We start from the raw sequence: 24,137 nt of genomic DNA, 5'->3' as shown, positions 1-24,137 counted from the left end.
CTCCTATCCCTGTTACTTCCTAATTCCTTTTTAGTGGGGGAGTGTGAACAGTTACCTGCGCCCAGTATTCAGGAGGAAGAAAGAATAAAAAAATTACCCATTACCAATTACCGATTTCTGATATTCTTCCTCACTAATTAAATCCTGATTATTTTCTACACGATCTAAAAATACTAATCCTTCGAGATGATCATACTCATGTTGAAAAATTCTGGCAATAAAATCAGTTAATTCTTGTTTTTGTAAATTGCCATTTCGGTCCGTATATTCAACTTCAATTATTTGATATCTAGGAACTAAACCTCTAATTCCCGGTACACTTAAACAACCTTCCCAATCTTTAACCACTTCTGAAGAATTGGCAACAATGCGGGGGTTAATCATTGCTGTTGGTTGCATTTCTGGAGCATGGGGATATCTGGCATTAGGACGAGAAGCGACAATAAATAAACGATAGGATGCGGCTATTTGTGGTGCAGCAATTCCCACGCCATTGGCTTGAGCAACTGAGGTAATTAATTCATCAATGAGGTTTTGAATTTTCTCATCTTGAACATTCTCAACCGCAACAGCTTTTTGTCGTAATATCGGATTACCTAATTTAATAATGGGTGCTAATTCATTCATTTTTAATACCTATATAATTCTAATAAAAACAATAAAAACACAACCAAATCAACAATCATCCCCAGAATGAAATTACCTTGGGATGATTGGGAAATTATAGATTCTGATGTCAGCAAGGTAGCTGAAAAGTTTGTTTTGGCTAATGCCAACAGTAGAGATCGCTATTTATCCATTAGTTGTATCAAAATTGCCTCTAGTCGTTCTAAAGCAGCGTTAGTTGAGCGTTGGTTTTCCTCAAAACGTTGCTGATGTAGCTCAAAATTGCGGTTACTCTCTTCCTGATTACGATCAAGTCTCACAACAATATTTTCCAGTATTGACGTTCTAGTATTATTGCTTAGTATTATTTCATCCAACATTGTGCTACGTCCTAAAACAGTAGTAGCTGTACTAATGAAGTCGTCAACTTTATAGACAATCTCATCAACTTTACCTGTTAAGTTATCCAATCTGGCAGCAGTAGTTTCTTGTTGTACTGCCACGCGCTCTAAAATGGCTTCTATCCGGTCTAGTCGGGATGGTTCAGTTGTCATGGTTCTGTGGGTGTGGTGTGGGAGGTTGGGCGATCACTAACTTGCTTTTGGATTTTGCACTTTTGGATTTTGTGCTGTTGAATTGGGATTTTGCTGTTCTAGCCAATTGAGTATCAGTTCTTCCATCACGCTATCCATAGTTCTATTTTGTAAGGCACAGGCAGATTTAAACCTTGCCCGCACTGTTTCAGTCACTCGACCTCTTACAAATACAGATTTTTCCATCTAAAAATATTGTTCATTAGTTTATTGGTTCATTTTATTGCTTATCCCTCTTAATCGTGAAAATAATTGATTCTGATATCAGAAAGATAGCTGAAAAGTTTGTTTTGGCTAATGCCAAAAGTCCAGGTATTCAAACCCAACTTTTTCACCTCAAGAAGGGCTTGAATTACGGGACGGTTTGGTGATATTTTTCTAAAGGCAACCTTGTCCGGTAGTACGCAAATCACGTAATTCGGGACGAGTTCTACCACATCCACCGACCAGGGCGACCGTACCATTGTCCAGGGCTAATGCCAAGAAAACATTAATCACATTTCTTTATTTACTGGTAAAGGTGCAGGTTTAACTAAAAATTGAGCAATTTTGCCATTACGCTCTACTTGCATTTGTAAAGGAATGCCAACCTTACTATTTTCTACTATTCTTTGCACCTCATCAACTTTCAAAACTGGTTGATTATTCATACTTTTGATCACATCTCCTGGACGTAATCCAGCGGTAGCTGCGGGTGAATTAGGAACAATCCTCACTAATAGAATCCCTTCAGTTGCAGATAAATTTATTTTCTCACCAAATCGAGCAATTATTCTTTCCTTAACTTCTGGTGTTAATGTCACCATTTGTATTCCCAAATAGGGATGATCAACTCTACCTTTAGCAATTAGTTCTTCGGCGATTTTTTGGGCAGTATTAATAGGAATGGCAAATCCCAAACCTTGAGCGCCTTGAATAATTGCTGTATTCATGCCAATTACTTCACCACGAGCATTTAGTAATGGTCCACCGGAGTTTCCAGGATTAATTGCTGCATCAGTTTGTAGATAATCAACACGCTTATCACTAGCACCAATATCACTACTAGAACGATCTGTAGCGCTGATAATTCCAGAGGTAACAGTATTATTTAAACCCAAAGGATTACCAATAGCAATCACGGCTTCTCCTGGTTGTAAAGTATCAGATTTACCTAAAGCTAAACTGGGTAAATTATTGGCCTCAATTTGAATTACTGCCACATCTGTTACCGCATCTTCACCTAATACTTTACCTTTAAAAGTTCTGCCATCTTTGAGGGTGACTGTAACTAAATAAGCACCGTCTACAACGTGGGAATTAGTTAAAATTTGCCCAGATGAATTAATGATAAATCCCGAACCGCTACCTCTTTCTACTCGTTCTCTGGGGATTCTATTGCCAAAAAATCCGCGAAAAAAGGGATCGGAAAATTCGTCTGGTGCTTGAGTTGTGACGGTTCTCGTGGAATCAATGCGAACAACTGCACCTCCCACCTTTTGTACTACTTTAACAACAAAGTTAGGATCTCCAGAAGCGGAGAAAATCGCGGGAGGAGCAATTTCTGTTGTGGGTGCAGAAGTTTTTTGTGGTTGTGCATTGCTAGGTTCGATTTCTGTGGTGGTTTTTTTGAGATTCGTGCAACCTCCGAGCATAAAAAATGCTACACCACACACTGCGATCAATTTTTTACCTTTATTTCCCAAGTTTTGCCCTAAAAATCTAGTATTAATATTTTGTGTTGCTAAGTTATGATTATTAATCTTTCTCATGTGATTATTGCTCCGTATTCGTTAGTGGGTGCTAGAATATTAGCTACCAGGTTTTTATCAGAGTGATTATAGATGACACAGGGGTAATTACAAATTAGGAATGATGAATTACGGATAAAGGTGGTGTGAATGGAAATTCCCATAGATGATTTATGGAATCGTGTATTAGAGCGTTTACAGTTAGAGTTAGCCCCTCCTACCTTTGAAACTTGGATTAAAACAGCTTATGCACAGCAGTTAGAAAATAACTGTTTGGTAATATATGCTCCTAATCCTTTTGCTCGCAATTGGCTTCAGAAGTATTACATCCATACTATTGCTAATGTAGTCCAAGATATTGTGGGTTATCCAATAGAGATTTATATTACTGTAGTTGAGGATAAGGAAGTTTCTCATGGGGATAAACCGGAAGTTGAGGGGAAATTACTAGCAATAAATCATATTTCGGCAAATACTCCTATAAATTCGCAAAAGACTTCAGATTTAAATTCTAAATATGTTTTTTCTCGTTTCGTTGTCGGTGCTAATAATCGCATGGCTCATGCGGCTTCTTTAGCTGTGGCAGAATATCCAGGTAGGGAATTTAATCCATTATTTTTATGTGGTGGTGTGGGTTTGGGGAAAACTCACTTAATGCAAGCTATTGGTAATTATCGCTGGGAAATCTGTCCTCATTCTAAGATATTTTATGTGTCTACGGAGCAGTTTACAAATGATTTGATTACTGCTATTCGTCAAGATAGTATGCAAAGTTTCCGCGAACACTATCGAGCGGCTGATATGCTGCTAGTTGATGATATTCAGTTTTTGGAGGGGAAGGAATATACTCAAGAGGAATTTTTTCATACTTTTAATACTTTACATGAGGCGGGCAAGCAAGTTGTAATTGCCTCAGACCGTCCTCCTAATCAAATTCCCAGTTTACAAGAACGGTTGTGTTCACGGTTTTCTATGGGGCTAATTGCTGATGTGCAAATGCCTGATTTAGAGACGAGAATGGCTATTCTGCAAAAAAAAGCTGAGTATGAAAATATTCGTTTACCACGAGAGGTAGTTGAATATATTGCTTCTAATTGTACTTCTAATATCCGTGAGTTGGAGGGGGCGTTAATTCGAGCTTTGGCTTATATTTCTATTTGGGGTTTACCTATGACTGTGGAAAATCTATCACCGATTTTAGGTACTCCTAGTCAGAAAATAGAAACTACTCCTGAGATAATTTTAAATATAGTTGCCGATGCTTTGAATGTTTCTATTGAGGATTTGAAGGGTAATTCCCGTCGTCGAGAAATAAGTTGGGCTAGGCAAATAGGAATGTATTTAATGCGACAACTTACGAATTTGAGTTTACCCAAGATAGGGGAGGAGTTTGGTGGTAAAGATCATACGACTGTGATGTATAGTTGTGAAAAGATTACTCAGTTGAAAGATAGTGATCAGAGTTTAATTCAAACTTTACACCAATTGAGCGATCGCATCCAAATGGCTACTACCAAAAATAAAATTAATATCGTTGATGTTTTCCACAACCAAAAAAACTAACTCTTCCCATGAAAATCTGCACTATTAAGTCCGAATTTTAAGAAAAATATAATAAATGATTAATTTTTATTTAAAATTGCGGTCAAAATCCAATTTTTTGCAGCAAACCTGGGGAAAACTTTAATTTATTATTTATCGGTTTCATCAAGTATTATGATTTTGGAAAAATTTAGGATAGTTTTTCCACAGTTTTTCCACAGGCAACTATCCAGATCATTTGTTTTTTTATATCAGGAGTATTGACAAATGGATAAATTTATGAATGCTGCAATTCTCCAGGCTAAACAAGGTAGACAAGAAGGAGGAATTCCCATTGGCTCTGTTTTGGTTAAGGATGGTAAAATTGTCGGACAGGGACACAATAAGCGCGTACAAGATGGTGATCCTGTAACTCATGCGGAGATTGATTGCCTCCGTAATGCGGGCAGAATTGGTAACTACAGAGGTACAATACTCTACTCCACATTAATGCCTTGTTATTTGTGTGCTGGTGCTGTGGTGCAATTTGGGATTAAAAAAGTTATTGCTGGAGAATCCAAAACTTTTCCTGGCGCTAAGGAATTTATGGTATCTCACGGTGTGGAAGTCGTAGATTTAAATTTAGATGAATGTGAACAAATGATGCGTGAATTTATTACAACTAACCCAGAACTTTGGCTGGAAGACATTGGGGAATAGGAGTCGGAAGAAGGAGTCAGGAGTCAGGAGTCAGAAGAAGGAAGAAGAAATAAGAAGCAAGAAGAATAAAATTTTCCAGAAACCTCTTCCGTTCTGACTACTGACCACTGACCACTGACTACTGACTCCTCACAATTAAAATTGAGAAATTAGTGTCAATTTTCTCCAGTTGCGTTATGATGGCGATCGCAAGCCTAAAAACCTTGCAGGCTGGATATTGCCACGACTATTCAGCTAAATAGCGTTTAGTAGTGGTAATTACCGTACAAAACCGAACTCCTAAGCAGCTTACTCTTGTTAGTTATGGTATAGTGGAGGAGTTAGAACTAGCTTCGCCAAACTATAATTGCTCTACGCGCAGGTAATAATTGCAAGCGGAAGGCTGTTTTGATCAAGAATTTACACACAAAAATCTGAAATACACCCAGTTTATGATTCAGCAAGTAATTCACCCAATGGTGAAATTGCAGCGCAACGTGCAATCACTCGTAGAATCCAATATTATCAAACCCAATGATAGGATTTGGAAAATTGCCTTACTCTATGGCGATGATTGGCAACATTGGAAACAGGAGTTGCTAGACTTTGGATTTAGCACTCAAGATCCAATTGGCGATTTATTAGCAGTGGAAAAGTGGGACGACGATTAAACATCTCAATTAGATTGGCTATATCTAGGATAGATTTGACGTAGATACGCCTACCCTTAGCAAGGATAGAGCTTTGTCCTTGTTTTTATGGTGGGTGCAATTCTTTCGTCACTCGATTTTGGATTGATGATTTTGGACTTCGACTTCCCTCAGTCGAACGATTTTGGATTCACTCCACCCTCAAGTATAGATATGGAAAATTTTGGATTTAGAATTTACGTTAGCGAAGCGTAAGCAGCGCAGCGAGTATTTTTCCATCATTAGAGGACGGAGACTGATACTAAATTTTTTAATCTAAAATCTAAAATCTAAAATCTAAAATTCCCCGTCCAAACACATACTCAAGCATTTTTATCAAGGTAGGTAAATTATGGTTCAAACCTTACCTAAAACCCAGTTAGTAACCTTTGAAGAGTTTATTAAATGGAAACCAGAAGGCGGATTTTATGAACTGCATGATGGGGAAATTATTGAGATGAATCCGCCATTAGGAAAACACGAAAGCAGAACCGGGTTTTTATCTAGAAAATTGACAGTCGAGTTTGACAGACTTGATCTTCCCTATTTTATTCCCAAACAGGCATTAGTTAAACCACCAACAACGGAATCAGCCTATTGTCCAGATGTTCTGTTGATAAATTCCACCAATTTAGTCAATGAGCCGCTTTGGGAAAAAAAAGCAACAGTAACTCAGGGTGATTCTGTGCCATTAATCATTGAAGTGGTGAGTAGCAATTGGCGAGTTGATTACTATAGAAAATATAGTGATTATGAAGAAATGGGAATTAAAGAATATTGGATTGTTGATTATCAACCCTTTGGTGCTGGTAAATTTGTGGGTGAACCAAAACAACCTACCATATCTGTTTGTTCTCTAATTGGTGATGAGTATGAAATTAACCATTTTAGAGACAATGAGCAAATAATTTCCCGTACTTTTCCCGAATTAAACCTAACCGCTAACCAGATTTTGCTAACTGCTGACTGATATTAATGCCTGAGCCAACTCTTTTGCAGTATGATAGCGATCGCGTGGTAGAGGTTCAGTCACACAATCAATTACCTGTCTTAATTTATCATTAATGGTTGGTATCCCTTTGACATCAAAGCGAAAATTCCGTCCCCTTTGGCGATAAAATTTCAAAGGATTTTCCCCAGTTAATAAAAAAATTAACGTCGGACCAATAGCATACAAATCCGATTGGGTAAGCGGTTGTCCCCGTTCCTGTTCAGGAGCGCAAAAACCCTCAGCACCGATTCTAGTTCCTGGTTTTGTGCCAATTTCCTTAACAGCACCAAAATCCAACACCACAATACTATTATTACCACTCCGCACCATCAAATTAGCCGGCTTAATATCCCGGTGAATTAATGGTGTTTCTTGATGATGAAGATAATCTAGAATATCACAAGTTTGCACCATCCAAGCGATCGCCTGCTTCGGAGTTACAGGCCCAGTGAAGCGAATCCGTTTATCTAAATCTTGTCCATGAATTAACTCCATAGCCAAGTATTTTTTACCATCTTCCACAAAGAAATCATAATACTTGGGAACTCCCGGATGATTAAGATGCTTGAGAATACTAGCCTCGCGGATGAATAACTCTTGAGCCTTGGGAATTTTTACCATATCAGCATTCATCTGTTTAATTACCAGTAATTGTGGTACACCAGTAATTTCACCAACACTATCCCAAGCTAAATAGGTAGTACCCATACCGCCTTTACCGATAGTGCGTAATACCTGATAATGGCGAATAGTCTTTTGTACCAAAATGGGTTGACCACAGTGAACACAAAATACATTATTGGGATGGTTCCCTTCGTGAGTACAACTAGTGCTGGAATATTCGGGAATTATCTTTTGATTAATTTCTCCATCTCCTGAACCTGAAACTGGAATAATTAGAGGAGATAATTCCTGAATTTGTACCTTGAGTACAGGACCACCCTGGGCTAATTGCAGCAAAGAATTATCAGCAACGATAGATTTAGTAACCAAAGAGCCATTGAGGAAAGTGCCATTAGTCCCATGACTAATTAACTCCCAATTATCTCCTTTAGCATTAGTAACTAATTTCAGTTCCAAATGATACCGAGAAACTAAATTATCAGCCAAAACAACGTGATTATCTACCGCCCGGCCGATGCGAACGACGGTAGAACCCTCAAAGCACCACTGTTTCAGCGGTGTTTTTGTGCTTTTTTCTAATAGGGTCAGAGTAATCACAATACAACCTAAAATTTAAGATCAAAAAACTAATTTTAGAAGCAACTTTGCTGAGATGGTCGGACTTTCACTCGTACCAGTATAGCTGTAATATTGTCATGTCCATTGTGTTCATTACCCAATTCAATTAAATTTTGAACCCCTGTGACTAAATTACTAGAAGAACTTAATAAGGGTTGGAGATGAGTTTGCCAATGAGTTTCTAAACAGTCATTATCTGATAAACCATCTGACACCAATACCATAAGCATATCTTCATTGACATCAAATAACATCACATCAGGATGGATATAATCTTCATGGCGTGGGCCCAAAGCTTGGGTAAGTTGATAAGCATCTGCACGTCCATAGGCAATACTAGGTTCTATACCCCTAGCAATTTCCCGTTGACCAACTTCATGGTCTATAGTTATTTGTTCTAGTCCTTGCTTCCGAGTCAGCCAATAAAGACGACTATCCCCTACATGAGCAATTGCCGCCTGATTATCCTGAAGTAGTAGCATGACCAAAGTAGTACCCATGCGACCAACACCAGAACGAGCTTCTTTTTGATTAAGCTCATAGATAGCTTGATTAGCCAAATAAACTGCGTGACGAATAGACTCCTTGCGAGGCAATTCTCTATCTACCCAAGTTTCTTGAAAGTATTGACGGATCGTATTTACCGCTAATTGACTAGCTATTTCACCTCCAGCATGACCACCCATACCATCACAAAGAATATATAAACCTTGTGCTATAACTTGACTATTTCTTGGTAACTCTATCTTGTGAACTTGACTATCAACACCAAAATAGTCCTCATTATGATCACGTTGACGACCTACATCAGTAGCTGCTGCATATTCTACGCTACTTAGCTGCATGGATAGGACTAACGTTGGGGCTTCATCACTTTTATTTTCTGTATCATCACTTAGTGGCAAGACAGGTGAAGAAGTTGGTTGTTCCTGATTACATTCTTCTGCTATTTCTTCTAAATGCGATACCAATTGTGCTACAGATTGAATATTCCCAGATTCCACATCCTCCAACATCTGCACCACACAAGCCAATGGAGTGTACTGGGATTCTTTAAACAAAGTTTGCCACATCCGACCCAAACTTTTAAGAGTTAAAGCTTGTTGTCCATTCTCTGGAATTTCCGTCAAATCTAAAACTTCAAGTGGTTGTGGTGTCAGTAACGGTGTCTCTATATATAGCCTTTGTAGTATTAGAGTTTGGTCTTCATCTAAGCGCAAATTCGACAACTCCAACAAACTTTGGCGACAATTCACAGTTTCTAACAACTCCCAAAGTTGAGTCGTTTGATAAAACCAATGTAAAATTTCTAACGGATTGGTTGTATCTTGTCGCAAAACATCAAGCAATGTCGGGAAATTGGATTTATCTGCCAACAAGACTACTTGAAGATCATCTTGCTGCCAAGCATCATGAATATTGGGGATTCCTGGGTGCTTATCTACCTGCAATTTTAGATAAGCTTGTGCTAGAGCCGGAATTGTTTTTATATCCATCTTGGCTTCGTGCAAAAGCATTGCCCCAATCAGTGATATTTCGTAAGGTTGACAATCTAGAACCTTGACTTCTATATAATCCGCAAATACTTGCGGAGACTCTAATAAGCGATAACGCTGCCTAGAATCTAAATAAGCATCTAAAACAAATCTAGAAAGAGGACTAGAATCACCATTATCATTCGCTATATTTTCTAAATTTTGGCTTAATGGGGCCGTTTCCGCAACAACAGAAACTACCTTATCTACTGCCTGAGTAATAATCGCATACCAAACTGTTCTAGATTCTGCACCACATTTATAACAATACTGTGCATCTAAAGATATATCGGCATTGCATTCAGAGCAGATTTTATGAGCTAAGGATGTACCACAGCTTTGACAGAACTTATTACTATCACCGTTTTCAAATTTACACTGGGGGCAAATCAGCATAGTCGGACTTCCTTGATTTTTCTGCTAAGGTGCTTTCAGTCTCTCTAGCCACAAATATTCAAACGCTCCACAATTAAATAACTGTAATTAAAATTATGTGACTTAAGAATCAAGTGGTATTGTTGACACTCTTTTATATACTGGTATTACAGTACCTTTATCTATTTTTCCGGTGAATGATTTAATCTTGTGACTTCTAAGGGAGTGAGTTCTCGCCATTGTCCTGGTGCTAAATCATCTAATTGAATATTACCAATACTTATCCTAATTAACCGCAAAGTCGGAAAACCCACAGCAGCCGTCATGCGACGAACTTGGCGATTTTTACCTTCAGTTAAGGTCATTTCTAACCAAGCGGTGGGAATACTTTTCCGAAATCGAATGGGTGGAATACGTTGGACTACGGATGGTTCTTCTAACAATAACCTAACTTGAGCAGGGCGAGTCCGGTAATCTTGAATCTCTACCCCACGTTGTAGCTGATGAATTGCATCAATATCAGGAATACGTTCTACCTGCGCCCAATAGGTACGTTGATGACCAAAGCGCGGATGTGCTAAACGGTGCTGTAGCTGTCCATCATTTGTTAACAACAGTAACCCCTCACTGTCCCAATCTAAACGCCCCACAGCATAAACATCGGGAACATCTATATACTCTTTCAGCGTAATATGTTTGGGACTTTCTTGAGTAAATTGGCTCAAAACTCCATAGGGTTTGTGAAAAATAATATACCGATTATTCATAAGATATAGGAGTCAGGAGTCAGGAGTCAGGAGTTCAGGAGTTCAGGAGGAAGAAGAATAGTTTTCACCAATTACCAATTACCAATCACCAATTCCCTCTTTCAACAAGTAAATTTAATTTTGTCAGACTACTTATATTATGACAATTAGCAAAATCAGCCGCAGATCCTTTTTATTTCTGGGTGGGGCAACCTTAGCACAGGGATTAACCTTGACATTACCTAGTTATGCTCAACCTGTACAGGTAAACAAAAGTCAAATTAATGGTATCCCTTTCTATCAAACCATAGTTGACCTCACAAATCCAAAAACCTTGATTACAATGGGGTTGGCCAAAAATGCCAGCTTTGCGAACACCATTCAAAAAACCAGTGGTGATGAAGAATTTAGTAAATTGGTGGCGCGTTATAAGGCTGCTGTAGTTGCTAACGGGACATTCTTTGCCAAAAATCCCCAAAAAACAGTCATGGGTAACATGGTAGCTGGGGGAAAATTTGTCAAATACAGTCGGTGGGAAAATTTTGGAACTACCTTGGGATTAGGAGTTGGTAATAAACCAGAAATGGTGACAGCTAGAGTAGACGGCAAACCGGAATGGAATAAACATTGGTTTTCTCTTACTTGTGGTCCGAGATTATTGCGACAGGGGGAAATATGGATAAATCCCAGCATTGAAGGCTTTAAAGATCCTGCTGTATTAGGTAATAGCGCCCGTACAGCCATTGGTTTTACTCAGGACGGCACAAAGCTGATTTTAGCCAATTTTGAAATTAACCTCACTTTACAGCAGGAAGCAGAAGCAATGAAAGCGATCGGTTGTTATGAAGCCATGAACTTAGATGGTGGAGCATCTAGAGCCTTAGCCAACAAGACTAACATTGTAGTTCCTGCTGGTAGACCTTTAACCAATGTCATCGTCATTTATGATGCCACAAATCCTGCCCCCACAGCCTTAGAACAAGCATGGCTCAAGTTTCAAAAAGGAGAACGCCCTCCCATACCTGCTTCTTGACACTCCCCGCTCTAAAGAGACAGGGATTCTTTAATCAAAGACACGACTTGCTCGTCCAGGATTTCTCCAGCACGAGTAGAGGACTTATCTCCTAAAGCGTTGCTCATGTCTAGCATGAAAGTTCCCGTATGCCCTACGGTACTCAATCCCCGACTCAGGATATTTCTAGCTGCATTCTCATCTCTATCCATCACACAACCGCATTGACAAATATGCGTTCTGGTGGATAGAGATTTCTTGACAATTTCACCACAGCTAGAGCATTCTTGGCTCGTGTATTGCGGATTTACCGCCACTGTGACTTTCTTGAACACTTTACCAAAGTATTCCAGCCAAACACGAAACTGATACCAGGATGCGTCGTTAATAGACTTAGCTAGACAATGATTTTTCACCAGATTTTTAATTCTCAAATCTTCGTAGGCTATCAAGTCGTTGGACTGAACTACGCACCGTGCTAATTTTACAGCATGGTCTTTACGTTTCCTACTTATTTTGAGGTGGCGTTTTCCTAAAACTTGTCTAGCTTTGCCTCTATTTTTTGACCCTTTGACTTTTCTGGAAACGCGACGTTGTGAACGTTTAAGAACCTTTTCTCCAATACGCAGAAACTTAGGATTCTCAATCATTACGCCATTAGAATCGGCGTAGTATTCTTTTAAACCTACATCTAATCCAATCGTATTTCCCGATGGTTCTATATTTTCTTGACGGTTAACATCAATACAAAACTGACAATAATAACCATCAGCCCGTTTTACAAGTCTTACCCGTTTTATTTGGTTGATTTGGTAGAAATGAAGGTCACGAGTTCCCTTGATTTTTAATCTACCAATCCCTTTTTTGTCGGTAAACGTGATGGATTTACGATTATCAGCAAGTTTCCATCCTGATGTTTTATATTCAACAGAACGACAGTCTTTCTGGAATTGAGGATATCCCTTCTCACCGGAAATCCCTTTTTTACAGTTCTCATAGAATCGAGTGATAGAAGACCATGCTCGTTCTGCACTAGCTTGTCGCGCCATCGAATTGAGTTCATTAGCGAACGGAAAATTAGCAGCCAACACAGCACAATATTTCTGCAAGTCGTTTTTACCTATATCTTTAGCGTCAATCCATAGCCGAATACAGCTATTGCGAACGAATTGAGCGGTGCGAATTGCATCGTCTATTGCTGTTAGCTGAACTAATTTTCCGTAAACCTTAAACTCAAAAACTAGCATCGGTTTCACCTCCAGCCTTATACTATTTTCCATAGTATAAAACTGTCAAGAAGATTAGAGATGAAACACTGAAATAGGTTAAAACCTATCGTGCCGTTTTTCATCCCCTGTCTGTTCGCCCTTGGCGTTCCCGAAGGGTAGCACGAAAGATGGAACTTCGTTCCTGTTTCTCAGGGGCTTTCAAACTTCCCACCAGTTTTCTTTGTAAATAAAGCAGGGAGCAGCGGAGAGAGGAATAACTACGAATTAGGGTTTGCTGATAGCGTAGCGTGGCGTTAGCCATATAAACGTATTCTTATCTCCTTCTAATTTTTCCTCCTGACTCCTGACTCCTGAATTACGGAGTCAGGGGTATAATTTTGAATTTTTAATGGGGTTTGACGGCAAATACGACTATAAAGTTACGGTTCACCCCAATTCCTGAAAGTATTAATTCCCATACATTAGTCAATGTGAAAGCACATAAATCCATGAAACCACTAGACATAATTTATAAAATTCACCGTTCCCCTAACGGTTCGGTAAACCACCCCGCATGGAATGGCTACCACTGAGTTTATTTCTATTTCTTGCCCTGGGTAGCCTAGTTTGGGATTGTATTCCCAGCAAAGCCATTCGTTTCTTTTTGGGCAACTGATTGTTATTAGCAGTTAGTTAATGCAATTTTATATTCTCTCTGAGTTCATTTAGTAATTTTATACGGAGCAAACACCCAAAATGGCAAAAGTAGTTGGAATTGATTTAGGCACAACTAACTCCTGTGTAGCAGTAATGGAAGGTGGTAAACCCACCGTTATCGCTAATGCAGAAGGTTTTCGGACAACACCCTCGGTAGTTGCATTTGCCAAAAACGGCGACAATTTAGTTGGTCAAATCGCTAAACGCCAAGCGGTAATGAACCCCGAAAATACTTTTTATTCTGTAAAACGCTTTATTGGTCGTCGTTTCGACGAAATTACCAACGAGGCTACAGAAGTTTCTTATAAAGTTCTCAGCAGTGGCGGTAACGTTAAAGTAGATTCTCCTGGCGCTGGTAAACAATTTGCTCCCGAAGAAATTTCTGCGAAAGTTCTCCGCAAATTGGTTGAAGATGCTAGTAAATATTTGGGTGAAACTGTTACCCAAGCTGTAATTACCGTTCCTGCTTACTTCAACGACTCTCAGCGTCAAGCTACCAAGGACGCGGGAAAAATCGCTGGTATTGACGTTCTCCGCATTATCAACGAACCTACCGCAGCTTCTTTGGCTTATGGCTTTGATAAAAAGAGCAACGAAACTATCCTGGTATTTGACTTGGGTGGTGGTACTTTTGACGTATCCGTTCTAGAAGTAGGAGACGGTGTATTTGAAGTATTATCAACATCTGGTGATACTCACTTGGGTGGTGACGACTTTGATAAAAAAATCGTTGACTTCCTAGCTGAACAGTTCAAAAAAGATGAAGGTATTGACCTACGGAAGGACAAGCAAGCTTTACAACGTCTGACTGAAGCCGCAGAAAAAGCCAAAATTGAACTTTCTAGCGTTACTCAAGCAGAAATTAACCTACCATTTATCACTGCTACTCAGGACGGTCCAAAGCATTTGGATACAGTTCTTACTCGTGCTAAGTTTGAAGAACTCTGCGCTGATTTGATTGACCGTTGCCGCATTCCTGTAGAAGATGCACTCAAAGGTGCGAAGTTAAATAAGACCAATATTGACGAAGTGGTTCTCGTTGGTGGTTCTACCCGGATTCCCGCAGTTCAAGATGTGGTGAAGCGGGTGTTAGGTAAAGATCCTAACCAAAGCGTTAACCCTGATGAAGTGGTAGCTGTTGGTGCTGCTATTCAAGCGGGTGTCTTGGCTGGTGATGTTACAGGTATCTTGTTGTTAGACGTAACACCATTATCCTTGGGTGTAGAAACCTTGGGTGGTGTCATGACTAAGATTATTCCTCGCAACACCACAATTCCTACCAAGAAATCAGAAGTGTTCTCTACTGCTGTAGACGGACAAACCAATGTGGAAATTCACGTTCTCCAAGGTGAGAGAGAATTTGCCAATGATAACAAGAGTTTAGGAACTTTCCGTTTGGATGGTATTCCTCCTGCTCCTCGTGGTGTTCCCCAAATTGAAGTTACTTTTGATATTGACGCTAACGGTATTCTCAATGTTGCGGCTAAGGATAAGGGAACTGGTAAGGAACAATCTATTAGTATCACTGGTGCTTCTACTCTGGATAAGAATGATGTAGAACGCATGGTGAGAGAAGCTGAACAAAATGCTTCTTCTGATAAGGAACGTCGTGAAAAAATTGAACGCAAAAACCAAGCTGATTCTTTAGCCTATCAAGCTGAAAAGCAGTTACAAGAGTTGGGTGATAAAGTCCCCGATGCTGATAAGACTAAGGTTGAAGGTTTAGTTAAGGAAATCCGAGAAGCGGTTGCTCAAGAAAATGATGCTCAAATTGAGAAGTTAATGCCCGAACTGCAACAAGCTTTATTTGCTATTGGTAGCAATATCTATCAACAAGCTGGTGATGCTGCTGGTGCGGCTGGTACTGAACCTCCAAGCGGTGGTTCTGCTCCTTCTGGTGATGATGTCATTGATGCTGATTTCACTGAAAGCAAGTAGTCATAAATTCTCATTAAGGGCGGGAAAACCCTGCCCCTACACGATTAATACCCACCCAGCGCAATAACTGGATGGGTATTTTTTATTTTTTGGATTTATTGTATTCTTTACACGGTCACAATTTGAGCTTTTGCTTAAAGGGAATATATGGATGTGAAAACGCAAGTTATAACCTTCTCAAGTATAGCAACTGTCTTGATAGGCATTAAATAAGAGTAATTTTAGTTTTCTCCATAAAAGAGACGCAAGAGCTAAAGTTTATGTCTTAACCGTGTTTAGATAATCCTATCAATCATGATTACGAACTCATTTCCAACAACACTTTTAAAACGCCCTTAGTTTTGGCTTTTTCAAAAGCTTCTAAACCTTGAGCAAGGGGATAATAACTATCAATTAAAGATTGGACATCTACCTTTCCCGTCGCTAACAATTCTAACGCTGGAACAAAGGGACCGCACCGAGAACCAATCAGGGTAATTTCATCTACTACCAAAGAGGAAGCATCTAAACTAAGATTTCCCGCATAGGTACTTTTTAAGATTAATGTCCCACGAGGACGTAAAGCCCGACGAGCAATATTAAAACCTTCGGGATTTCCGGTACAATCAACGGAGATATCAAAATATCTATCGGTGACGCTATCAGCTAAACCTGTTTTAATTCCTTTTGCTGCTAAATTTATTAGTTTGTCTTTGTGTCTTCCGACTACTAATAATTCACAACCAGTTAAGGCTAAGGTTTGGGCTATTAGTTGTCCTAGTTTACCATCGCCAACGACTAATACTCGATCATCTTGACATATTTGTATTTGTTGTTGAATTTCCAATGCTGCGGCTATGGGTTCGGTAAAAGTTGCGGCTGCTGTAGATACATTTTCGGGGACAAGATGCAAGTTTTCAATAGGTAAAGATAGATATTCTGCAAATGCACCATTACGGTTAACAATTCCTAAAACGGTGCGATTTTCGCAATGTGTAGGTTGTCCGCGACGACAAAAACGACAGGTACCACAAGCGGCGTTAATTTCACCAACAACTCTTTGATTAATTAACTGTTGGGGACCTTGTTCGACAATACCAACAAATTCATGACCGATAATGCCAGTATAGGGATAATAACCTTTAATTAATTCTAGGTCTGTATTACAAATTCCTGCTCGCAAAACCCGCACTAAGGCTTCTCCTGGTGGTGGTTCAGGGATAGGAATATTGGTGCGTAATTCTAGTTGATTATTTTCTAACCAAAGTCCTTTCATAAGTTTTTGATTGGGAAAAATGTTAAAATCATTTATTGTCTATTAAAAATTGTATAGCCTTTTCTAGTCTAATGAGGTACAAATTTATCTGTGTTCATCTGCGTTTATCTGCGTTTAATACTGACTTTTTTACCTCACTTGCATGGAAACTGCTATAGCGGTTATCGTGAGGATGCAATTAATCGGGGGCGCAGGCCCTGCGCCCCTACGGGTTTTGCGATTTACTGATTGTATCTTATTTAAGTGCATACCGCTATATATCAAGGAGCTAAATATTTATACTCCTTCTAAAATTCCTACAATTACAGCGACTAAATTATCTAAATCTCCAGGAACTTTAAATAAGTTAATATCTTGGGTAATTTGCTGCTGACTACTATCAATTTTACCAAATTGCCAAACATTTCCTATTGTTACTGCACCATATAACGTACTTTTTTCTTCAATATGAGATAAAGCAATTAACTCTATTGCTAGTTGAGTAAATCCTCTAGTAAGATCATCGTTTTTAGCTTCGATAACTAGCAAATTGTTTTTTAACCGTAACAGATAATCAAGATTTCCTTTGAGCCGATTGTTGATGGATAGAGGATATTCAATTCGCATTTGACATTGACAATAGCGAATTACTTCTAATAGTATGGGAGATACTAGAGTTTCTCTTCTAGCGGTTTCATTGCTTAAACTGATGAATGGTAAAATGTCTTCTATTCTTTGTTTGAGTTCTGGTAGTTGATTTAATGTTTGGGTAGTTTGTGGTAAAGATAGATGGGATTTAATTAGTGTATAATCAAATTCCGCTAGAATATCATCTGCTTCATAAGGTAACTCGAAGTAAGACCGAAATGTGTAGGATTGATTATCCTGTAAGATTTTGATTTTAGTCATAGCATCTGCCTTTTTTCATAACTAGAAGAAATGGTAGTAGATGTTTTAGAGTTTAAGATTGGAGAGAAATGGTGTAAATATCGGAACTATATCGGAATTACTGACAACGATTGTGGGAAAAGAGCGATCGCTATAATCCATTCCCGGCGATAATGGAAAAGACTCAGAATCAAGCGATATCCACGTCCCACCAGCAGCTTGCACAATTACCCAAGCACCTGCAATATCCCATACCTTGGGTGTGGCTTCAATTCCTCCTAAAACTGCACCATTTGCAACTGAAAGAAAGTTATAACTAGCAACTCCTAACATCCGAATTTTACAGGGAAACCCCGGTTGAATAATGTCGGTACTGCGAGAACAAAGGTTAAAAAAGTGGTTTTTGCTGGGAGCATCTTTACTGGTATGAATGGGATGATTATTTAAAAATGCTCCTGTTGGCGTTGTTAAGCCCGATGAACCTGCCCAAAATCCATGAAAGGCTTGATTTAATGGTGGTGCGTAAACATAACCAAAAATGGGTATTCCTCGATAAAGTAAGCCCAAAGAAATAGACCAAATCGGAATACCTCTGGTAAAATTGGTCGTACCATCCAAAGGATCAATGACCCAACACCATTCTGTATTCGGAAAAGTTTGGTCACTTTCTTCGCTCAAAATACCGTAACCGGAAAAGGTAGAAACAATCGCATCTCTAATTTCTTGATCTGCCCATTTATCGGATTTTGTGACTAAGCTACCATCAGATTTTTGTGAAGCTTGGACTTTGCCAAAATCCTGCATTAATTGTTTTCCTACTCTAGTAGTAGTAGTTTCTGCAAAGTCTAAAATCGTATTCCAAAAATCATTCATTTGATTAGTTTTCAGTTGTTAGTTGTCAATTATTAAGTGATTTTATCACAGATGGATCAATATAAAATTCGGTACAAAGCAAAAATCTATATTTATTCAACACAGTAGTTGCCATAAGCTTTTTTCAAAGTATCTTGAATATATGCTGCGACCCAATCAGGTTGTAAAACAATAGCATTCTCGCCATATTGTAGCATTCTTTGACGAAACCAAAATATATAATCTTCTTTAGTTAAAATATCAACATAATCTGTAATTTCTTCTGAGGAAATAATTTCTTCGTGAGGTCTGCGGGGTTGGTAGTTGGCTAAAGTTCCTGCGAGACGATAGGTAATATCAAGAGTAGGAAATTTACTATAAGTCCAAAGTGTTTGGGAAGCAACACCAACTTTAGTAATACGGTCTATTCTTAAAAGTAAATTTTGTTCTACATTGGGTATAGTTTGAATATTAAAGCTACGAAATACGGGAACTAAAGCGAATAAATAGAGAACTCCATTATGTAATCTCAGTTCAGATTTATCCAAATCCCAGCGATTTTCTTGTCCATTTCTGTTACGATAATCAATTAAAAACCGTCGTTTTTGTTTGCATCTTTCTTGTAATTGTTTGATGATCTGATTGATGTTTTCGTCACCATAATCAATCGGGGGATGAAAGTCTGTAGTGAGTGAGGATTTTTGTTGTTGATGAAATTTACCTATTTGATAAATATGTCCTGCTTCGGCTGAAAAACCTAGATTTGCTAATAATTCAGCCGCCATTGCTAATGCTTTTTGTTGTTCTTCTGATAGGATAACAGGAAATGCTGATGTAACTAATTCATAAGGACGATTGGGTGCAGATGTGATTTCAAACCCGCAGTCTCGCAGTTTACTGATAGTGCGGGTAATTTTTTGGGATAAGTCACCATCACCAAATCCGCGATCGCCTAATGCTATAGTCAATTTATCTTTCTTCATGGGTTGTTCGGCCAGTAGCTTCAGTATCTCCAGCGCGAACCCTATTTGGTAAGAGTGCGTATCATTTTTTGATGACATATCAAATCACTATCTAGGGTTTGCTGAAAAAGTTATCTGTCAGGGCTAGGAGTCAGGAGTCAGGAGTCAGGAGGAAGAATTAGAAGAAGAGAAGAATAGTCTTGAATCTGGTCAAATGATAGGTTTTTGCTAATTTCCACCCTTATTCTTTGCATCTGATTCACCTTTTTCACCTTCAAACTCTTGATTTATCTAAGTTTTGTGTTTATTCAGCAAGCCCTACCTATTTAGCAGCTTTTAAACCACAGTTTCCTGTAGGGGTGCGGTTTCCGCACCTTTATAGTTTAATTTGCCTATACCAAAACTTTTTCAGATATAGTCATTTTTTGATAACATTTCTTTTTTGAGGAGTATTAAATTAATCTCATACCAATAAATACTTACTTCACCGTGAAAATTTCTTTACTGCCATTATACTCCAAACTGAATGGAGGGGTAGGTGCTTGTGCTTTGGGATGTATACAAACCTGCAAAGTCAAACAACAAGCGCCTAATTTCGGAGAAGGTGATGATTGTCCTTTATCTTCTCATCAAGCGGAAACTTATAACGCCATTACTAATAGTGATGCAGAGATTATATTTAATACATCTGCTACAGGTGATGGTAAATCCTTAGCTGCTTATTTAGTAAGTTTGCTAAATCCTGAGTTTCAAGTAATAGGACTTTATCCGACCATTGAATTAGTTACAGATCAAGAAAGACAGATTATTGATTATTATCAAAAGTTTAATTTAGCGGATATTGATGATGTAGAAAGTCTCTATGGTGCAAAGTTAGCAGAATTAGTGGCACAGGCAGAGAAAAGTAACAAATTTAAAGAATTACTATTTATTCTCAAGCATAAATATATAATTCTGACAAATCCTGATATTTTTCATTTAGTTACTCATTTTCGTTATCAAAATCCTGCTTATAATCATGGTGAATTATTACCATTAACTCTTGCAAGTCATCCCGATTTATATATAGCTGATGAATTTCATATTTTTGGATTACATCAAGAATCAGCAATTCTCAACAGTTTATTATTAATTCGCCATAATCGTCCTAAAAAGCGTCCCATGCGAGTTTTATTTACTTCTGCAACTCCTAAACCACAATTTATTAAACTATTACAAACTGCTGGCTTTAAGTTAAAAACAATTAGTGGAGAATATCAAAATCAACCAACCCCTGGATATCGGCAAATTTGTCAACCCATCAACTTAGAATTTATTCAATTAGATAAAGATGGTGATTCTCTGACTTGGTTAATTCAAGAATATCAAACAATCCGTAATCTTCTAAAAAAAGAAGGAAGAGGTAGAGGCGTAATTATTCTTAATTCTGTAGCTTTAGTTAGTAGAACAGTCCGAGAATTACAGAATTTAATGCCCGATATTATAGTCCGTGAAGTTAGCGGACGCATTGATAAACAAGAGAGGTCTAAAACTCGGAATGAATCAGAAAATTCTGATCAACCAGTATTAGTTGTAGGAACTTCTGCCGTTGATGTGGGTGTAGACTTCCGCATTCATTTATTGATTTTTGAAGTTAGTGATTCTGCTACATTTATTCAGCGGTTGGGGCGTTTAGGTCGTCATCCCGGATTTCATGAATATCAGGCTTTTATCCTTTTATCGGGTCGTACTCCTTGGATTAAATCTAGATTAGAGAAAGAATTAACTAATTCAGAATATGATCGTCATCAATTCCGAGAAATTATTGAAGAAGTATTTAATGCACCTAAAGATTTTGACGCATATCATAAATATTGGGGTGCATTACAAGCCCAAGGAATGTTACTGAATATGAGTCGGAAAAAAGAAGGAGTAATAGAACAATTACAAAATAAAATATCTGAGAATCTGCGTCTTGTTTACGGTGAACAATTGGATAAAAAACGTGGACATTGGTTTGCTTTAGGGAATGATAAATGTGGTTCAGGTAAAGCGGTACAACAGGAGTTATTAAGGTTTAGAGGTGGTTCTGATGTCCAAGCCGCTGTTTGGGATCAAGGACGTTTTTACACCTATGATTTATTGAAGTTATTAACCTATGCAGAAGTAGAAATAATTGACAGAGAGAACTTTTTAAAAGCTGCCGAAAATGCCAATCATCCCTATACAGAATTTCCGGAAAAATATATTCATATTTATTTGAAAATTCAACAATGGTCAGACACCAGATTTCATATTCAATTAGAATGCGATCGCTCAAGTGATGAAATAAAGCAATGTACACTTTCTCTAATTGATAAATTGAGTATTTCTGGACATCCCCAAACAGAAGTCAGTCGTTGTTTGAAGAAACAAAAATTACTGGCTTTTTTAGTCCAAGTAAATCGGAGTCAATCTAATAGTCATTGGGAAATTAGTCGGACTCTTTATTTAAGTTCCACTTTTGGAATGTACAGATTAAAAGATGCAGATGGACAATTTTATGCTTGTGCCTTTAACCAAGATGCTTTGTTACTAGAAGCAATAAAATGGCGAATTAAACCTTGTGAACGCAGTAAACCGTACATTTTTTAAATAGCGGCTACACAAGCAAAGTCCACGCAAGTGGACTAATAAAAATCACTCAACTTTTTTATCTTAAATCTGGAATTATTGAATTTATGCCTACACTATTACAAGCATTACTGATTGAAACTTTACCCGAAGATACTGACTCAATTTTAAAATCATTTATTGACACGGTATTACCAGAAATGGAAAGGGAATTTGCACTTATTTCTGCTATGGGTGGTTCAGAAGAAATCCATTACCAAAACTTGCTTAAACAGGGTGATAAATATGCTCAATCAAATGCTAAACGTTTTGCCAGTAAAGCTGATCAAAGTTTATTAGTTCATGTTCTAAACGGATTATTAACAGCATGGAATTTGAGTTCTCATTTATCACCAAAGAAACAATTACAACCTGTAGAAAAAAAGTTGTTGTGTTTAGGCATAACATTACATGATTATAACAAATATGTTAAAGGTAAAGGAGAAGAACAAGCACCACCAAAAGCCCATCAAATTGAGGAAATTATCAACTTATGTCAAGATTTAGGCACTAAATTAAACTTTGATAAATTTTGGAGTGAATGGTCAGAATACTTGTTAGAAATAGCATTTTTAGCCCAAAATACTCAATTTGGCGTTGACACTAATATTATTCTTTCTAATTGGGAAAATGATCAACGACAATTTACTATATCCGATCTTCGTTTGACAGATATTTTACGCCATTTACTGGCTTTTGGAGACATTGCAGTACATATATCTGATCCCGCAGAAATTGTTACCAGTACAAAAGGCGATCGCTTGCGAGATCATTTATATTGGTTAAAGATTCCTAAAAAGTTAGTTTATCATCGTTTACGCGATTGTCGAGGCTTAATTACTAATCAAATACATAATGCAGTTGTTAATTTTGCCCGTCAATTAGGTTGGGAAGAAATCCTTTGTTTTGCCCAAGGTGTTATTTATTTAGCACCTGCTGATTTAGTTTCACCAGATATAAAAGAGATCCAAACAACTGTTTGGCAAAATTTAATTCACGGAGATGAAGACAACAATCAAAAAGGATTAGCTGCATATTTTCAAAGTGGTGATGTGGGCTTTGTTCGTGATGGTAAAGGTCTAAAAATTGCCCCGCAAACTTTAGAATTATTTACCCCTACTGATTTAATTAGAATACTTCCTGAAGTTGTCAAAGCCAAAGTTGCTAATGCTAAATCACCTGCCACACCTAAACGTTTAGAAAAATTAAATTTAACTGAAACAGAACATAATTTTTTACTAACTGGGGCTGATCTTCGTGCAGATAGATTAGCCGAGTTTATTATTCTATCTCAAAGAGAATTTTTTGCTAATTCCCAAGATTACATAGTTTGGATTTTAACAACTTTAGAATTGCAAAATCATATATCTCCAGAACAAGCACAAATTCAATCAGGAGGAGTCAATTATGGATGGTATCAAGTGGCGGCTCATTATATTGCTAATCATGCCAGTTTAGACGATCAACAGATTATAGAATACATACAAACTTTAAGTAATAATCTAGCGATTTGGGCAGAGGATAATCAATTACTAAAAGAAAATAGTAGTCCTACTCATCAGGCATTTATTAACTACTTATCCCAATATTTAGAGGTTTTCACCACAACTCAAGAAGCTTCAGAATTTGCCAAAGAATTAACTGCTTATTCCCAAGCAAAAACTACTAATCAACCGATTTGTTCTCTCAGCAGTGGTGAAGCAGCAGCAGAAGAACAATTAGATACTGTAGTTTTGTTTAAACCTCAACAATATAGCAATAAAAATGCTTTAGGAGGAGGCAGAATTAAACGAGGAATATCAAAAATTTGGTCTTTAGAAATGCTATTACGTCAAGCATTTTGGAATGCACCACCAGGAAAACTAGAAGAACAACAACCAGTATTTTTATATATCTTTCCAGCATATCTTTATTCGTAGTTTTTCACTCTCCCCCCACTTTCGAGAGTTTATAGGGTAGGTAGAAGTA

21 protein-coding genes are annotated in these 24,137 nt (G+C 38.0%); 8 read left to right on the top strand and 13 right to left on the bottom strand.

Annotation, left to right across the window (positions count from 1 at the left end):
- Positions 1 to 93: 93 nt before the first annotated feature.
- The 4 genes from def to FJR05_RS20740 form a co-directional block, all read right to left on the bottom strand.
- A complete protein-coding gene (gene def, locus FJR05_RS20755) occupies positions 94 to 627 on the bottom strand; it encodes a peptide deformylase (RefSeq protein ID WP_168645870.1) in 534 nt (177 codons plus the stop codon).
- Positions 628 to 788: 161 nt separating this feature from the next.
- The gene (locus tag FJR05_RS20750) at positions 789 to 1,160 is read right to left on the bottom strand and encodes a hypothetical protein (RefSeq protein ID WP_168645869.1); all 372 of its coding nucleotides are present in this window, start codon (positions 1,158 to 1,160) and stop codon (positions 789 to 791) included.
- 36 nt (positions 1,161 to 1,196) lie between these two features.
- Complete coding sequence (locus FJR05_RS20745; protein ID WP_016948698.1) at positions 1,197 to 1,385, bottom strand: plasmid partition protein ParG; 189 nt, start codon at positions 1,383 to 1,385, stop codon at positions 1,197 to 1,199.
- A 308-nt stretch (positions 1,386 to 1,693) separates the two neighbouring features.
- A complete protein-coding gene (locus FJR05_RS20740; RefSeq protein WP_168645868.1) occupies positions 1,694 to 2,950 on the bottom strand; it encodes an HhoA/HhoB/HtrA family serine endopeptidase in 1,257 nt (418 codons plus the stop codon).
- Between the two features lie 129 nt (positions 2,951 to 3,079).
- Between FJR05_RS20740 and dnaA the strand changes: the two genes are divergently transcribed.
- The 4 genes from dnaA (at position 3,080) to FJR05_RS20720 (ending at position 6,808) form a co-directional block, all read left to right on the top strand.
- Positions 3,080 to 4,492 (top strand): chromosomal replication initiator protein DnaA, encoded by a 1,413-nt coding sequence (dnaA, locus tag FJR05_RS20735; RefSeq protein ID WP_168645867.1) that lies wholly within the window; start codon positions 3,080 to 3,082, stop codon positions 4,490 to 4,492.
- A 246-nt stretch (positions 4,493 to 4,738) separates the two neighbouring features.
- On the top strand, positions 4,739 to 5,170 hold the full coding sequence (locus FJR05_RS20730; protein ID WP_168645866.1) for a nucleoside deaminase: 432 nt from the start codon (positions 4,739 to 4,741) through the stop codon (positions 5,168 to 5,170).
- Positions 5,171 to 5,601: 431 nt separating this feature from the next.
- Entirely contained in the window at positions 5,602 to 5,820 is a 219-nt protein-coding gene (locus FJR05_RS20725) for a DUF4327 family protein (RefSeq protein WP_027402742.1), read from the top strand.
- 370 nt (positions 5,821 to 6,190) lie between these two features.
- The gene (locus tag FJR05_RS20720; protein ID WP_168645865.1) at positions 6,191 to 6,808 is read left to right on the top strand and encodes a Uma2 family endonuclease; all 618 of its coding nucleotides are present in this window, start codon (positions 6,191 to 6,193) and stop codon (positions 6,806 to 6,808) included.
- Here the strand turns inward: FJR05_RS20720 and FJR05_RS20715 are convergent.
- The 3 genes from FJR05_RS20715 to FJR05_RS20705 all read right to left on the bottom strand — a co-directional run bounded on the left by FJR05_RS20715 (position 6,794) and on the right by FJR05_RS20705 (position 10,748).
- Positions 6,794 to 8,050, bottom strand: a complete 1,257-nt coding sequence (locus FJR05_RS20715) for an FHA domain-containing serine/threonine-protein kinase (protein ID WP_168645864.1) — start codon at positions 8,048 to 8,050, stop codon at positions 6,794 to 6,796. The genes FJR05_RS20720 and FJR05_RS20715 overlap by 15 nt on opposite strands.
- A 35-nt stretch (positions 8,051 to 8,085) precedes the next feature.
- Positions 8,086 to 10,002, bottom strand: a complete 1,917-nt coding sequence (locus FJR05_RS20710) for a serine/threonine phosphatase (RefSeq protein WP_168645863.1) — start codon at positions 10,000 to 10,002, stop codon at positions 8,086 to 8,088.
- Positions 10,003 to 10,163: 161 nt separating this feature from the next.
- Positions 10,164 to 10,748 carry an rRNA large subunit pseudouridine synthase E gene (locus FJR05_RS20705; protein WP_168645862.1) on the bottom strand — a complete coding sequence of 195 codons (585 nt, stop codon included), beginning with the start codon at positions 10,746 to 10,748 and terminating at the stop codon, positions 10,164 to 10,166.
- Between the two features lie 139 nt (positions 10,749 to 10,887).
- Here FJR05_RS20705 and FJR05_RS20700 point away from each other — a divergent pair, with 139 nt between their 5' ends.
- Positions 10,888 to 11,760: a phosphodiester glycosidase family protein gene (locus tag FJR05_RS20700; protein ID WP_168645861.1), complete on the top strand. Its 873-nt coding sequence runs from the start codon at positions 10,888 to 10,890 to the stop codon at positions 11,758 to 11,760.
- Positions 11,761 to 11,771: 11 nt separating this feature from the next.
- Here FJR05_RS20700 and FJR05_RS20695 read toward each other — a convergent pair whose 3' ends face one another.
- Both FJR05_RS20695 and FJR05_RS20690 read right to left on the bottom strand, forming a co-directional pair.
- Positions 11,772 to 12,986 (bottom strand): RNA-guided endonuclease TnpB family protein, encoded by a 1,215-nt coding sequence (locus FJR05_RS20695; protein WP_168645860.1) that lies wholly within the window; start codon positions 12,984 to 12,986, stop codon positions 11,772 to 11,774.
- A gap of 100 nt (positions 12,987 to 13,086) precedes the next feature.
- The gene (locus FJR05_RS20690; RefSeq protein ID WP_168645859.1) at positions 13,087 to 13,269 is read right to left on the bottom strand and encodes a hypothetical protein; all 183 of its coding nucleotides are present in this window, start codon (positions 13,267 to 13,269) and stop codon (positions 13,087 to 13,089) included.
- 434 nt (positions 13,270 to 13,703) lie between these two features.
- Between FJR05_RS20690 and dnaK the strand changes: the two genes are divergently transcribed.
- Positions 13,704 to 15,602: a molecular chaperone DnaK gene (gene dnaK, locus FJR05_RS20685; protein ID WP_168645858.1), complete on the top strand. Its 1,899-nt coding sequence runs from the start codon at positions 13,704 to 13,706 to the stop codon at positions 15,600 to 15,602.
- Between the two features lie 298 nt (positions 15,603 to 15,900).
- On the opposite strand, the gene FJR05_RS20680 is transcribed toward dnaK, so the two are convergent.
- The 4 genes from FJR05_RS20680 to FJR05_RS20665 all read right to left on the bottom strand — a co-directional run bounded on the left by FJR05_RS20680 (position 15,901) and on the right by FJR05_RS20665 (position 19,559).
- Positions 15,901 to 16,857, bottom strand: coding sequence for an alcohol dehydrogenase catalytic domain-containing protein (locus tag FJR05_RS20680; RefSeq protein WP_168645857.1), 957 nt, complete (start codon positions 16,855 to 16,857; stop codon positions 15,901 to 15,903).
- Positions 16,858 to 17,133: 276 nt separating this feature from the next.
- Positions 17,134 to 17,745 (bottom strand): hypothetical protein, encoded by a 612-nt coding sequence (locus tag FJR05_RS20675; RefSeq protein ID WP_168645856.1) that lies wholly within the window; start codon positions 17,743 to 17,745, stop codon positions 17,134 to 17,136.
- A gap of 45 nt (positions 17,746 to 17,790) precedes the next feature.
- On the bottom strand, positions 17,791 to 18,597 hold the full coding sequence (locus FJR05_RS20670) for an inositol monophosphatase family protein (protein WP_168645855.1): 807 nt from the start codon (positions 18,595 to 18,597) through the stop codon (positions 17,791 to 17,793).
- A 92-nt stretch (positions 18,598 to 18,689) separates the two neighbouring features.
- Positions 18,690 to 19,559, bottom strand: a complete 870-nt coding sequence (locus FJR05_RS20665) for a WYL domain-containing protein (RefSeq protein WP_254447002.1) — start codon at positions 19,557 to 19,559, stop codon at positions 18,690 to 18,692.
- Positions 19,560 to 20,027: 468 nt separating this feature from the next.
- On the opposite strand from FJR05_RS20665, the gene cas3 reads away from it, so the two are divergent.
- Positions 20,028 to 22,151 (top strand): type I-D CRISPR-associated helicase Cas3', encoded by a 2,124-nt coding sequence (cas3, locus tag FJR05_RS20660; RefSeq protein WP_168645853.1) that lies wholly within the window; start codon positions 20,028 to 20,030, stop codon positions 22,149 to 22,151.
- An 86-nt stretch (positions 22,152 to 22,237) separates the two neighbouring features.
- Positions 22,238 to 24,088 (top strand): type I-D CRISPR-associated protein Cas10d/Csc3, encoded by a 1,851-nt coding sequence (gene cas10d, locus FJR05_RS20655; protein WP_168645852.1) that lies wholly within the window; start codon positions 22,238 to 22,240, stop codon positions 24,086 to 24,088.
- Positions 24,089 to 24,137 lie beyond the last annotated feature (49 nt).

This window comes from Dolichospermum sp. UHCC 0259, from assembly GCF_009711935.1.
Lineage (GTDB): Bacteria > Cyanobacteriota > Cyanobacteriia > Cyanobacteriales > Nostocaceae > Dolichospermum.
This window is presented reverse-complemented; position numbering and strand designations above follow the sequence as displayed.

Excerpts from the sequence above, each read along its gene's own strand:
- def (WP_168645870.1), bottom strand. The coding sequence starts at position 627 with ATGAATGAATTAGCACCCATTATTAAATTAGGTAATCCGATATTACGA.
- FJR05_RS20750 (WP_168645869.1), bottom strand. The coding sequence starts at position 1,160 with ATGACAACTGAACCATCCCGACTAGACCGGATAGAAGCCATTTTAGAG.
- FJR05_RS20745 (WP_016948698.1), bottom strand. The coding sequence starts at position 1,385 with ATGGAAAAATCTGTATTTGTAAGAGGTCGAGTGACTGAAACAGTGCGG.
- FJR05_RS20740 (WP_168645868.1), bottom strand. The coding sequence starts at position 2,950 with ATGAGAAAGATTAATAATCATAACTTAGCAACACAAAATATTAATACT.
- dnaA (WP_168645867.1), top strand. The coding sequence starts at position 3,080 with ATGGAAATTCCCATAGATGATTTATGGAATCGTGTATTAGAGCGTTTA.
- FJR05_RS20730 (WP_168645866.1), top strand. The coding sequence starts at position 4,739 with ATGGATAAATTTATGAATGCTGCAATTCTCCAGGCTAAACAAGGTAGA.
- FJR05_RS20725 (WP_027402742.1), top strand. The coding sequence starts at position 5,602 with ATGATTCAGCAAGTAATTCACCCAATGGTGAAATTGCAGCGCAACGTG.
- FJR05_RS20720 (WP_168645865.1), top strand. The coding sequence starts at position 6,191 with ATGGTTCAAACCTTACCTAAAACCCAGTTAGTAACCTTTGAAGAGTTT.
- FJR05_RS20710 (WP_168645863.1), bottom strand. The coding sequence starts at position 10,002 with ATGCTGATTTGCCCCCAGTGTAAATTTGAAAACGGTGATAGTAATAAG.
- FJR05_RS20705 (WP_168645862.1), bottom strand. The coding sequence starts at position 10,748 with ATGAATAATCGGTATATTATTTTTCACAAACCCTATGGAGTTTTGAGC.
- FJR05_RS20700 (WP_168645861.1), top strand. The coding sequence starts at position 10,888 with ATGACAATTAGCAAAATCAGCCGCAGATCCTTTTTATTTCTGGGTGGG.
- FJR05_RS20695 (WP_168645860.1), bottom strand. The coding sequence starts at position 12,986 with ATGCTAGTTTTTGAGTTTAAGGTTTACGGAAAATTAGTTCAGCTAACA.
- FJR05_RS20690 (WP_168645859.1), bottom strand. The coding sequence starts at position 13,269 with ATGGCTAACGCCACGCTACGCTATCAGCAAACCCTAATTCGTAGTTAT.
- dnaK (WP_168645858.1), top strand. The coding sequence starts at position 13,704 with ATGGCAAAAGTAGTTGGAATTGATTTAGGCACAACTAACTCCTGTGTA.
- FJR05_RS20680 (WP_168645857.1), bottom strand. The coding sequence starts at position 16,857 with ATGAAAGGACTTTGGTTAGAAAATAATCAACTAGAATTACGCACCAAT.
- FJR05_RS20675 (WP_168645856.1), bottom strand. The coding sequence starts at position 17,745 with ATGACTAAAATCAAAATCTTACAGGATAATCAATCCTACACATTTCGG.
- FJR05_RS20670 (WP_168645855.1), bottom strand. The coding sequence starts at position 18,597 with ATGAATGATTTTTGGAATACGATTTTAGACTTTGCAGAAACTACTACT.
- FJR05_RS20665 (WP_254447002.1), bottom strand. The coding sequence starts at position 19,559 with ATGAAGAAAGATAAATTGACTATAGCATTAGGCGATCGCGGATTTGGT.
- cas10d (WP_168645852.1), top strand. The coding sequence starts at position 22,238 with ATGCCTACACTATTACAAGCATTACTGATTGAAACTTTACCCGAAGAT.